This window comes from Polaribacter marinus (assembly GCF_022662535.1).
GTDB classification, from domain to species: domain Bacteria; phylum Bacteroidota; class Bacteroidia; order Flavobacteriales; family Flavobacteriaceae; genus Polaribacter; species Polaribacter marinus.
Map to the genome: position 1 here is coordinate 539,374 of NZ_JAKQYM010000001.1, position 12,281 is coordinate 551,654.

Genomic DNA, 12,281 nt, shown 5'->3' on the forward strand with positions numbered 1-12,281 from the left:
TTGAAAAAAATTTTAGCATATCCATTTATTTTATTGGTTCGATTTTATCAAACTGCAATATCACCGTTTACACCATCAACTTGTAGATACAGTCCAACTTGTTCTCATTATACAATTGAAGCTTTGCAAAAACATGGTTTGTTTTATGGAGGATGGTTAGCGTTAAAAAGAATATTTAGTTGTCATCCTTGGGGAGGAAGTGGTTACGATCCTGTTCCAGAAAAGAAAGAATAAATTAAATTTTCATCTCGAGCGCAGTCGAGTGATTTTTTAATAGCACATTATATAATGAGGTCTCGACTGCGCTCGACCAGACATAGAATAAGAAAAATATGAGTTTTTTAGCAATAGAATGGAATCCGTCAATAGGAATTAATTTAGGTTTTTTTACTGTTCGTTGGTACAGTTTAATGTTTGTAGCTGCGTTTTTACTCGGTTTAAAATTAATGAAAAAAATATATATTGAAGATAAAACTCCTATAGAAAAACTAGACATTTTGTTTATGTATACCTTTGTCTCTATGTTGGTTGGTATGCGTTTAGGAGATGTTTTCTTTTATAGTTGGGGCTATTATCAAAACCATTTACTAGAAATTATTTTACCTTTTAAACAAGTTAATGGTACTTGGAAATTTACAGGTTATACAGGTTTTGCAAGTCACGGTGCTGCTATAGGAATACCGATTGCTTTATATTTTTATGCAAAAAAACATTTACAAAAACCATGGCTATTTATTTTAGATAGATTAGCAATAATGGTTGCTTTAGCTGGTTTCTTTATCCGTTTTGGAAATTTTTTCAATTCAGAAATATATGGAAAACCAACAGGAAGCAATTTTGGAGTTATTTTTAAGGCTTCTACAGAAGCTGGTAATGTTGCAAGACATCCAACTCAATTATATGAAGCTTTTAGTTATTTAATTCTGTTTTTTGTAATGTGGTATTTATTTTGGAAAACAAAAAAGAGAGAGCAAACAGGATTTCTTTTTGGTTTATTTATGGTTGTTTTGTGGTCTTTACGTTTTGTTATAGAGTTTTTTAAAGAACCTCAAGTTCAAAAAAGAGGAGAAGAATGGCTTTTTAGTCCGCTTAATACAGGACAAGTTTTAAGTATTCCGTTAATTTTAATTGGTTTTTGGTTAATGTTTAAAAAAACAAGAAAGTAAATTTATTTCTATGGAAAAACTTAAACAACGCTGGAATATTACTAGCGATTGGGCTTTAACTGCTATTTTTATTGTTTTTGCAATTAATGGATCGTTTGCTGCTTGGGTTGCCAAACCAGTTACTTTATTCTTAGGACTCACATCAGAAACAATCCATCCATTTTTATATTGGCCTTTAAGGATTGTCTTAATTTTTCCTATTTATCAATTGACTTTACCAATAGTTGGCTGGTTATTTGGTCAGTTCAATTTTTTTTGGGAGTTTGAAAAAAAGTTTTTAGGAAGATTAGGTTTGGGTTTTTTGTTTAAAAAAGAGTAATTAAAATTTTATTATCGTTTCTACTTCTTTTTGTTTCAAAACATAAGTATAAAACCACATTATCGTAAATGTTGGTATAACGTCAGTAAACGGAATAATTTCTTCTAAGAAGCTTATCAAACCAGCAATTTTACCCTTTGTGCCCTTATACATTTTGGTCATTAAATATCCTGAAAGAGGTGCCCAAACAAGGTCGATAAAAGGGATGAGGCCAATTGTATCCAATATCAAACTTAATGCTAATTTTTTATATTTTTTATTCATGTTTTATTGTTGCTAAGTATAAATCAAAATTCTTGCCAAAAAATATAATTTTGTATTAGAAATTAATATGTTTGTTAAAAGTAACAATTCAGAATGAAATTATTAGATTTTAAAAATAAGATTGATGAGTTGAAAAGTTTAAACTTAGGTGGTTTAGATGCACAATTTAAATTGGCTCCTAAGTTGCGTTTGCAATATAGCCAAGAAAAAATTACGGCACGTATGCCTAAAAAAGCAGCTGTTTTATCTCTTTTTTATCCAAATAGTAAAAACGAAATGTGTTTTTTACTAACCCTAAGAGCTAGCTATAAAGGAACTCATTCTGCACAAATTAGTTTTCCTGGAGGTAAGATTGAAAAAAATGACAGAAATTTAGAAGATACAGCCTTAAGAGAAACATTTGAAGAGGTTGGAATAGAGGCATCTTCGGTAACTATTATCAGAGAATTAACAGATGTTTATATTCCTCCGAGTAATTTTTTAGCAACGCCTTTTATGGGGTATGTAGAAGAAAAACCAAACTTAATTTTAAACCATGAAGTTGCAGAAGTAATTGAAGTTTCATTAAAAGATTTACTTAATGATAAAAATATTACTTCAGTCTCTATGACAACATCTTATATGAAAGAGGTGGATGTTCCTTGTTTTAAATTTCATAATTATATCGTTTGGGGTGCTACAGCCATGATGTTATCGGAAATTAAAGAACTATTAAAATAGTATCTTATTAAATTGTTTTGTAAATTTGTTAATCAAGTAAAAACGAATACTAATGCCCTTATTTAAAAGGAATCCTTTTGGTCATATCCTATTTTTAAAAAAAATGATCATTAGAATTTTTGGACTTATTTCTCACGGAAGATATCGAAAATTTAATAATTTACAAATAGAAGGTTCTGACATTTTAAGGTCATTACCCGATAGAAATGTACTGTTTATTTCTAACCATCAAACTTATTTTGCAGATGTAGCTGCAATGTTTCATGTTTTTAATGCTGCTTTAAGTGGTAGAGATGACTCTATTAAGAATGTGGGGTATATTTGGAACCCTAAATTAAATATTTATTTTGTGGCTGCGGGTGAAACTATGAAATCGGGACTTTTACCTAAAATATTTGCATATGCAGGTTCTGTATCTATTGATAGAACATGGAGAAGTGCAGGTAAAAATGTGAACAGGCAAGTAAAAAATTCTGATATTTCTAATATTGGAAAGGCTATAAAAGATGGTTGGGTAATTACGTTTCCTCAAGGAACAACTACTCCTTTTAAGCCTATTAGAAGAGGTACAGCTCATATTATTAAAACTTATAAACCAATTGTAGTTCCTATTGTTATAGACGGATTTAGACGTTCTTTTGATAAAAAAGGTTTGAATATTAAAAAACGTAATGTTTTGCAATCTATGGTGATAAAAGAACCTTTGGACATAGATTATGAAAATGATGAAGTTGCAGATATTGTAACAAAAATTGAGTATGCTATTGAACAGCATCCTTCATTTTTAAAGGTATTATCTGTAAAAGAATTAGAGAAATTAACTAAAGAGGAAGAAGAACTAAATAATAAACGTAAGTTTTGGAATTCTTAATTAAATTTAAATAGGTTAATTTCTACACCTACAAAAAAACTATATCTAATTTCTCTTAATCCATGTAATTCATATAAATCGGTTCTTTCTGTAAATTGAAAGAGACTGCTTATTTTAATGATTTTACTTAATTTATAGGCTGCTTGCAATGAGCTAGACCAACTGGGACAATTAACATTATTTCTTTTAATGGCTCCATATCCAATAGTTGGAGATAGATATAATTTGGTGTTATTTAGAATTTTATTGAAAGAGTAACCTACTAAACCTCCATATCTATAAAAATGGTTATTAATATTTGCTTTTTCAAATTCTACACCATAAACAAAATAGCCTATTTTTTGCTGTTTACTTTCATATTTAACTCTAGAAATTAGATCTAATGTTCCGGCATTATTACCTAATTTATCGCCAAAAGCAAATAATTTAAAGTCTTGATGTAAAGAGATGTTTAATGATTTTTGTGAATACATAGTACTACTACAAAGAAGTAGTAGTAAGAAAAAGAGGGGGGAGTTTTTCTTAATTGTTTTCAAAACTTAGTTGAATTTATGTCACCTAAAGATAATAAATAATATTTAGTTACAGGTATTTTATTTATTATATATAATATTTAAAGCCTCGAAAAATCGAGGCTTTAAATATTATTAAGTAAAAGAATTTTTATTCTTTTACTTTGTTTTTAAATTTATCAAATTTATCAGCCTCTTTCTTTGGCCAACTGTTATTAGAAGTATCTACATCTGCAGTTTCTAAATCTGGATCTACTTTAATACTCTTAATTTCTTGTGTAGAAGCAAAAACTTTTTTCACAGAGTTATCATTTTTCATCCAAACTTGTGCTGGATAGGTGATTTTTTCTTTAGAACCATCTGCATACGTTAATTCAACAATAATTGGCATAACCAATCCTCCAGGTTTGTTAAATTCAACAGAATAAATATATGAAGGCACTTCTTTACCATTAGTATATTTATCCATTGCTTTTGCATTGGCATCTTCTTTTTTATCAGTGATGTAAACTAAGTCTCCTAAACCTTCAAAATAAGCTTTAGCTCTTGGGTTACTTTTAATGATGTCTGCAATTCTTTGACTTGGTTTGTCTGTTAAATATAATGGTTTCACATCTTTAATTCCAATATCAGTTACATCTGTGGTGTAAAACCATCCTCTCCAAAACCAATCTAAATCCATACCAGAAGCATCTTCCATAGATCTAAAGAAATCTTCTGGAGTTGGGTGTTTAAACATCCATCTTTTAGAGTAAGTTCTAAATGCATGATCAAATAAATCTGGCCCCATAATGGTTTGACGTAACATATACAATCCTGCTGCAGGTTTCGTATAAGCATTTGGTCCAAATTGTTTTACATAATCTCCTTGAGACATAATAGGAGAGATGTTAGATTGATCTCCACCCATATAACGTACAATATCTTTTGGTAAATTACCTGTGTTAAAATTAGGGTCGTAATCTAATTCTGCTAAAATTTCAACAAAAGAGTTTAAACCTTCATCCATCCAAGTCCATTGTCTTTCATCAGAATTAACAATCATTGGAAAAAAGTTATGCCCAACTTCATGTGTAATTACACCAATCATGCCGTTTTTAACTCTGTCAGAATAAGTTCCATCAGGATTTGGTCTACCGTAGTTAAAACAAATCATAGGATATTCCATTCCTTGGTTTTTAGCATGAACTGAAATTGCTTTAGGATAAGGATAATCGAATGTTAATTTAGAATATTCTTCTAATGTATTTGCTACAACTCTTGTAGAGTGCTCTTCCCATAAAGGATTTCCTTCTTTAGGATATAAAGAAACTGCCATTACAGATTTACCGTTGATATTAACAGCCATGGCATCCCAAATATATTTTCTTGATGTTGCAAAAGCAAAATCTCTTACATTATTAGCTTTAAAGGTCCAAGTTTTTGTTTTAGTAGAACGTCCTTTTTCATTTTTTTCTGCTTCTGCTTGTGTTACAATCATTACAGGTTTGTCAAAAGTTTTTCTAGCTTTTTCAAAACGTTTACGTTGTGTTTTTGTTAAAACATCTTTTTCGTTTTGTAATTCTCCAGTTGCATCTACAATATGATCTGCTGGTACAGTTAAGTTTACTTCATAATCTCCAAATTCTAAAGCAAATTCACTTCTTCCCCAGAATTGCATATTTTGCCATCCTTCTACATTATTATAAACGGCTAATCTTGGAAAGAATTGAGCAATTGTATAGTTGTTGTTTCCATCAGGAAAATCTTCAAAACCAGAACGTCCTCCATCTTTTACAGAATTGTTAATTTTGTAATTCCATTTAATTCTGAATTTAAAAGTTTCTCCTGGTTTTAAAGCCTTAGGTAAGTTTACTCTCATCATTGTTCTATTGATAAAATGAGATAAAGGTGTACCGTTACTTTCTACCTTTTCTATATGAAAACCAAAGCCTTTACCTTCTTTCATATAATTACTTTTAAAGTTGTCTGGAGTTAAAAATGCTGAAGCCCCTTCTGATTTTGCTAAAGGAGTTTTTGAATCATCTGCTCTCATGTTTTGGTCTAATTGCACCCATAAATATTCTAAATTATCTTTAGAATTATTATGATATGTAATTGTCTCATCACCATAAATTTTATTTGTATTTTCTTCTAAACGAATGTCCATTATATAATCAACTTTTTGTTGAGTATATTGATGCCCTGGTGCACCTGAAGCTGCATGTTGATCATTCGGAGTTGCCAAAACATCTTTCATTTGTCTGAATTTGTTTTGATCTGTGTGTCCTTGTTGTGTTTTCTTTTCATCCTTTTTTTCTTGTGCAAAAGAAGCTGTTGCTACAAAGAATAGAGAAAATACGAATAAAGTGATTTTTTTCATTTGTATTGATTTGGTTTAAAATGTGGTGTAAATTACTAATTAGTGAGCTAATTAGTTAAAGAATGTTAATATTTTAACAAATCTTTATCAAAAAAAGGTAATATGCACGCATATTACCTTTTCTATATACTTATAAATAAGCTTATCCCTTTATTTTCTTTTTAAATTTATCAAATTTGTTGGCTTGTTGTTTTGGCCAATTGTTATTTGATGTATCTACATCTGCCGTTTCTAGGTCTGGATCTATAACAATGTTTTGTATTTCTTTTGAAGAAGAAAATACTTTTGTTACTTCAGCATCATTGTATCTCCAAATTTGAGCTGGATATGTTTTTCTTTCTTTGGTACCATCTTTATATGTAAACTCAACAATTATAGGCATTACCAATCCTCCTGGTTTATTATAAGTAATTTCATAATGAAATTTAGAGTCTTTATTCTTTTTATCGCCAAAAGCTAAACCTTTTGTTTTGTCTTCTATAAAACTTACAGACTCATCTATGTTTTTTTGTGTATAAAACTTTTTAACACCTTTAATACCAATATCTGTTACGTCTGTTGTATAAAACCAACCTCTCCAAAACCAATCTAAATCAACCCCAGAAGCATCTTCCATAGTTCTAAAGAAATCTGCAGGAGACGGGTGTTTGAATTTCCATCTTTGAGCGTAGGTTTTAAAAGCATGGTCAAATAGTTCTTTTCCCATAATCGTTTCTCTTAAGATCCATAAAGCTGTAGCTGGTTTCCCATAAGCATTGTTTCCAAAACTGTAAACATTATCACCTTTAGACATTATAGGGGCAATTTTAGATTGATCTCCTCCCATATATCTAACAATATTTTTTGGATAACCTCTTGTTATAGGGAAATCTTTATCATAATCTAATTCTGCTAACATTTCCATATAAGAATTTAATCCTTCATCCATCCAAGTCCACTGTCTTTCATCAGAATTAACAATCATTGGGAAGAAGTTATGACCTACTTCATGAATGGTAACTTTGATCATTCTATATTTTGTTCTATCAGAATAAGTTCCGTCTGGATTTGGTCTTCCTGGGTTGAAACAAATTTGTGGATATTCCATTCCCATTTGTCCATCAACAGATATTGCTTTGTGATAAGGGTAATCAAATGTATATTTAGAATAAGTTTTTAAGGTTTGTGCAACTGCTCTTGTAGAGTGGTCTCCGTATAATGGATTTGCTTCTTTAGAATATAAAGAATATGCCATTACAGTTTTTCCGTTAATATCTACTGCCATTGCATCCCAAATAAATTTTCTTGAAGTTGCAAATGCATAATCTCTTACGTTTTCTGCATAGAATTTCCAAGTTTTAGTTTTTTTAGAACGTCCTTTTTCATTTTTAATAGCTTCTTTTTGAGTTCTAATAACTATAGGATTGTCAAAGCTTTTTCTTGCATTTGCTAATCTTTGTTGTTCTTTTTTAGATAAAACGTCATTCTCATTTTGTAAAACTCCGGTTGCACCTAGCATATGATCTGCAGGCACTGTAATGTTTACCGTAAAATCTCCAAACTCTAAAGCAAATTCGCTTCTTCCCCAAAATTGACCATTTTGCCAACCTTCTACATTATCATAAACACACATTCTAGGGTAAAACTGGGCAATTACGTAGTTATTGTTACCATCTTCTTTAAAATGTTCAAAACCAGATCTACCACCTTGTGTTCTATGGTTGTTAATATTATACCACCAAGCAATATTAAATTTAAAAGTTTCTCCAGAAGCTAAAGGTTTTGCTAAATTAATACGCATCATGGTTTGATTGATCGTATGTGATAATTTACTTCCATCAGTATTTGTTACGCTTGTAATTTTAAAACCACCATCAAAAGGTTCTTCAGAAAAGCTATTATTAAACCTTCCTTTGCTCATTTTTTTAGGCATTTTACCAGATTGAATATCTGGAGTTTTAGAATCTGAAGCTCTCATGTTTTGATCTAATTGCACCCATAAATAGGTCAATTCATCTACAGAGTTGTTGTGATATGTAATTGTTTCAGTTCCAGAAATTCTTTGTTTGTTATCATCTAAATTGATATCCATTACATAATCAACTTTCTGTTGGGTATATTCTTTACCCGGTGCTCCAGAAGCGGTTCTTTGTAAGTTAGGAGTTGGTAATTCTTGCTTTAGTTGCCTAAATTTATTTTGATTTACATGTCCTTCTTTTGTTTTACTTTTTTGAGCAAAAGTTGAAGCTGCTATAAAGAATAGCGATAAGACTAGGAATCCTACTTTTTTCATAATTACGTTTTAGTAGTTAATTGTTGATTTAATATGTTAATGTACTTGAAAACTCTTTTTTTGTAAGTAAAACACTTTTATGCTTTTTCCCCACTTTAGATTTTACTAAATTCTCTTGTTGTGGAAATTGATCCATTAAAATTTGATTACTTATTTCTATATTTTTTACTTCTTTGATGTCTTCAATTTCTAAGTAAAAAAAGACTAAGTCTCCATCGTATTCTTTACCAATATAAGTATATTTTTTAGAAATGTTATTTACCTTAAAATGTAATTTTGAATTTAAATATTTTTCAAAATATACGTCATTATTTTTTAGTTCATTATCACTTGTTAGTTGTAAATCAATATTATATTTTTTGTTTAAAGCCGTTTCTATATCATCCATAAAAACATTTATAATGATTTGAATTGACTTGGTTTCACTCTTGTAATTAATTTGAGTTAAACTTAAATAATACTTATGTGTAGTAAAAGATAATATTGGAATAATAAATAAAAGTAGAAATATTTTTTTGTTTTTCATGTGATTGTTAAAATCAATTATTGCGCCAAATTAGTTATTTTTTATGATTTTATGATAAGAAATACTTTCTCTTCTTAAAATTTCTATGAGTTCTAATAATTTTCCTTTTTTGTGTAGATCTTCAATTCCTAAAGGATTACAGTATTCTAAGAAATGAAAATATTTTTCTATTGGAATTTTTAATTCATCAAAGAAAAATTTATCTCCAAGTTCTGAAAGTATTTTATAAGGGAATGATTTTCTATGTGCTAATTCTTTACGTAAAGCCCATAAACGTTCTGAGTATTTAAATGGTATAGAAACTGAAGCTCCAGCCCCTGAAAAGGAAGCATTAGGATCTGTTTGGTTTATTGGAGGTCTTACATGTTTGTCAATATAATCATCGGCTACAGCAGCTTTCATGTCTATTTTAGAAAAATCCATTAATCTGTTTAATAATGAATCTTTTCGATCTGTAGGGACAGATTTTGCATCAATCCCTAATCTTCCCGATAAATTATGTATTTTGAGTTCAAATTCATCTAATTGATAAATATTAGAAACAAGCTTAATATTAAACTCATGATTTTTTAAATCAGATTTTTTAATTACAATGGTTTTAGTGATGTGCTGTATAGAAGAAACTCTTAAAGAATCTCCTAAAGAAACAAATATTCTAAATAAACCATTTTCATTAGAAAAAGTTCCTTGATTTGTTTTTAAATTTACAACATTGGCATTTTTTACAGCGCCAATAGAATCTAATACTTTTCCACTAATTATTTTACTCTTTTCTTGTGAGAGCATATTTAAAATAAAAAGAAAGTAAATAAAAAAAGAAAGTAGTTTTTTTACCATAAAAATATTTGAGTCATTACAAATTTCGTTTTTTTTTGTTATATGTTAAGTCTGTAGGGCTCTAAACTTATGTTAAATAATTAATTGTTTATAATTACAAGACTATCTATTGCAGCTTTTTGAGGGAATATTTTACTTTCTTTTAATAAAATTCGGGTAAGTTTAATAAACTCTTTTTTTTGAAAAATAGGAATGATATTTTTTTTAAAACAATAGTTTAAAAATGGATTGATATTTTCTTTTCTAATCATTAGATCTACAATAAAGAAGTTATCTGTAAAATGTTTTCTAATTTTTTTTAACTGACTGTCTTCTAATGAAAGTTTTTCAATAATTTTTTCTTGTCTTTTCTTACCATTTATAGAATTAATTAAATTGTCTAAACTTAGAATTCCACCAGACTGAAAACTTACGATAGCTTTATTTTTTTTGGCTTTTGTTTTCGCATAAGGTAAACCTAATGATATGGCATTTACTTTAGGCCCTTCATATCTTTTTATATCGTTATAAAGTTCAAAAATGTTTTTCTGTTTTCCTAAAGTGAATTCTTCCAACGTATTTGTTTTTTCACTGAGCTCTATATTTACTGTCTTTTGATAATTTATATCTTTTGAAATGAAAACCGTATCAATCTTAAAATTAAGATGAGAAATAAATAGACTATCACCTACTATTATAGGAATTTCAAAAAAGCCTTTATCATTAGTGGTAGTACCAATATTTGTATTCATATTGATAACATGAACATCAGAAATTGGGGATTTTTTATAAGTTACTTTTCCGTTAATAATTTTTCTAAGCTCTTGACCTTTTACAGAAAATAAAACGAATAAAAAAAATAGGGTTAGTAGGTTTTTCATATCAACAAAGAAAAGAGCAGCTTCTCTTAAAACTCTATTAACACAATTGTAAATTTTTGTTAAACAGAATTTTTACCATCAATTTTATGATGATTTTAAGAAACAATAGACGCTTAAAAATGTTTATTTTTGAAATATGAAAAAAATGATAATTGCAAGTACATCAACAGTACATGGAAGTGGCTATTTAGAATACTTATTACCAACATTAAAAGATTTTTTTACTGAAGTAAAAACCATTCTTTTTATTCCTTATGCTAGACCTGGAGGAATTTCTTATGATGATTATACAAAAGTTGTAGAAAAAGCTTTTCAAAAAATAAATATCGATGTACAAGGAATTCATCAATTTACAAAGCCTAAGGAAGCTATACAAAATGCTGAAGGAATTTTTACTGGTGGCGGAAATACTTTTGAATTGGTTAATCAATTATACAAGAAAGAGGTTTTATCTAGTTTAAAAGAGGTATTAGAAGCTGGAACTCCATATTTAGGAACAAGTGCAGGAAGTAATATTTGTGGAATAACTATGATGAATACCAATGATATGCCAATTGTTTATCCTCCAAGTTTTACAACTTTAGGTTGTATCCCTTTTAATATAAATGCACATTATTTAGATCCTATTGAAGGTTCTACTCATATGGGAGAAACTAGAGCAACTAGAATCAAAGAGTATCACGTTTTTAATGAAATTCCAGTTTTAGGTTTAAGAGAAGGTTCTTGGTTAGAAGTAAAAAGGAATACGATTATTTTAAAAGGAAATTATACGGCTAGGTTGTTTCAACCAAATAAAAATCCGGTAGAATTAGAAAGTGGGAGAGAGGTTTTGGTTTAAACCATAGCGCCATTGGCACCAATAACTTGACCAGAAATCCATTTAGACTCATCACTTGCTAAAAACAAAACAACTTGAGCAATATCAATAGGTTTTGCTAATCTATTAAAAGCATTCATACTGCTTAATTGCTTGATGAATTCGGGTGTTTTTCCTTTTAAAAATAATTCGGTTTCTGTTGGTCCAGGAGCAATTGCATTTACAGAAATTCCTCTGCCAATTTCTTTAGAAAACACACGTGTCATTTGCTCTACAGCGGCTTTTGTTGCCGAATAAATAGCATATGTAGGTAGCATTAATTTTACCGTACTTGATGAAAAATTGATGATATTTCCGTTATCTGCAAGTTTGCTTTCTGCTTCTTGTAAGGTGTTAAAAATCCCTTTTACATTGACATTAAAATGATGGTCAAAATCTTCTTCTGTATTGTCTTTTAATTTTTTGCTAGCCATAACACCAGCGTTATTTACCAAAACATCTACTTTACCAAAGATTTCAATGGTTTTGTCAAAAAGTTGAATAACGTCATCTTTTTGACTAACATCTGCTTTTATAGCAAAAGCTGTCCCTCCATTGTCTTTAATAATATTAATAGTTGCTTTTGCTTCAGCATCACTATTAGAATAATTTACAATTACTTTTGCACCATTATCAGCTAAAAGAATTGCAACTTCTTTCCCAATACCTTTAGAAGAGCCTGTTACGATAACTACTTTATCTTTTAATCTCATTTT

General features: G+C 29.2%; 14 protein-coding genes. 6 read left to right on the plus strand and 8 right to left on the minus strand.

Going from position 1 to position 12,281, the window contains the following annotated elements; translation table 11 throughout:
* The 3 genes from yidD to MC378_RS02480 all read left to right on the plus strand — a co-directional run bounded on the left by yidD (position 1) and on the right by MC378_RS02480 (position 1,485).
* Positions 1-234: a membrane protein insertion efficiency factor YidD gene (gene yidD / locus MC378_RS02470; protein WP_242177130.1), complete on the plus strand. Its 234-nt coding sequence runs from the start codon at positions 1-3 to the stop codon at positions 232-234.
* 98 nt (positions 235-332) lie between these two features.
* The gene (gene lgt / locus MC378_RS02475; RefSeq protein ID WP_242177131.1) at positions 333-1,166 is read left to right on the plus strand and encodes a prolipoprotein diacylglyceryl transferase; all 834 of its coding nucleotides are present in this window, start codon (positions 333-335) and stop codon (positions 1,164-1,166) included.
* Between the two features lie 10 nt (positions 1,167-1,176).
* Positions 1,177-1,485 carry a DUF6787 family protein gene (locus MC378_RS02480; RefSeq protein ID WP_242177132.1) on the plus strand — a complete coding sequence of 103 codons (309 nt, stop codon included), beginning with the start codon at positions 1,177-1,179 and terminating at the stop codon, positions 1,483-1,485.
* Here the strand turns inward: MC378_RS02480 and MC378_RS02485 are convergent, their stop codons facing one another.
* Positions 1,486-1,749, minus strand: coding sequence for a hypothetical protein (locus MC378_RS02485; protein ID WP_242177133.1), 264 nt, complete (start codon positions 1,747-1,749; stop codon positions 1,486-1,488).
* A gap of 93 nt (positions 1,750-1,842) precedes the next feature.
* Here MC378_RS02485 and MC378_RS02490 point away from each other — a divergent pair, with 93 nt between their 5' ends.
* Positions 1,843-2,469, plus strand: a complete 627-nt coding sequence (locus MC378_RS02490) for an NUDIX hydrolase (RefSeq protein WP_242177134.1) — start codon at positions 1,843-1,845, stop codon at positions 2,467-2,469.
* A gap of 52 nt (positions 2,470-2,521) precedes the next feature.
* Positions 2,522-3,340 (plus strand): lysophospholipid acyltransferase family protein, encoded by an 819-nt coding sequence (locus MC378_RS02495; protein ID WP_242177135.1) that lies wholly within the window; start codon positions 2,522-2,524, stop codon positions 3,338-3,340.
* Here the strand turns inward: MC378_RS02495 and MC378_RS02500 are convergent.
* The 6 genes from MC378_RS02500 to MC378_RS02525 form a co-directional block, all read right to left on the minus strand.
* Positions 3,337-3,813 (minus strand): hypothetical protein, encoded by a 477-nt coding sequence (locus MC378_RS02500; RefSeq protein ID WP_242177136.1) that lies wholly within the window; start codon positions 3,811-3,813, stop codon positions 3,337-3,339. The genes MC378_RS02495 and MC378_RS02500 overlap by 4 nt on opposite strands.
* Positions 3,814-4,003: 190 nt before the next feature.
* Positions 4,004-6,214, minus strand: a complete 2,211-nt coding sequence (locus MC378_RS02505) for a M1 family metallopeptidase (protein WP_242177137.1) — start codon at positions 6,212-6,214, stop codon at positions 4,004-4,006.
* Positions 6,215-6,356: 142 nt separating this feature from the next.
* Positions 6,357-8,486, minus strand: coding sequence for a M1 family metallopeptidase (locus tag MC378_RS02510; protein ID WP_242177138.1), 2,130 nt, complete (start codon positions 8,484-8,486; stop codon positions 6,357-6,359).
* A 28-nt stretch (positions 8,487-8,514) separates the two neighbouring features.
* Positions 8,515-9,012: a DUF6702 family protein gene (locus MC378_RS02515; RefSeq protein ID WP_242177139.1), complete on the minus strand. Its 498-nt coding sequence runs from the start codon at positions 9,010-9,012 to the stop codon at positions 8,515-8,517.
* Positions 9,013-9,042: 30 nt separating this feature from the next.
* Positions 9,043-9,798: a carboxypeptidase-like regulatory domain-containing protein gene (locus MC378_RS02520; protein WP_242177140.1), complete on the minus strand. Its 756-nt coding sequence runs from the start codon at positions 9,796-9,798 to the stop codon at positions 9,043-9,045.
* Between the two features lie 131 nt (positions 9,799-9,929).
* Positions 9,930-10,709, minus strand: a complete 780-nt coding sequence (locus tag MC378_RS02525) for a carboxypeptidase-like regulatory domain-containing protein (RefSeq protein WP_242177141.1) — start codon at positions 10,707-10,709, stop codon at positions 9,930-9,932.
* Positions 10,710-10,845: 136 nt separating this feature from the next.
* Between MC378_RS02525 and pepE the strand changes: the two genes are divergently transcribed.
* On the plus strand, positions 10,846-11,547 hold the full coding sequence (gene pepE, locus MC378_RS02530) for a dipeptidase PepE (protein ID WP_242177142.1): 702 nt from the start codon (positions 10,846-10,848) through the stop codon (positions 11,545-11,547).
* Here pepE and MC378_RS02535 read toward each other — a convergent pair.
* The gene (locus MC378_RS02535; RefSeq protein WP_242177143.1) at positions 11,544-12,278 is read right to left on the minus strand and encodes an SDR family oxidoreductase; all 735 of its coding nucleotides are present in this window, start codon (positions 12,276-12,278) and stop codon (positions 11,544-11,546) included. The genes pepE and MC378_RS02535 overlap by 4 nt on opposite strands.
* Between the last annotated feature and the right edge of the window lie 3 nt (positions 12,279-12,281).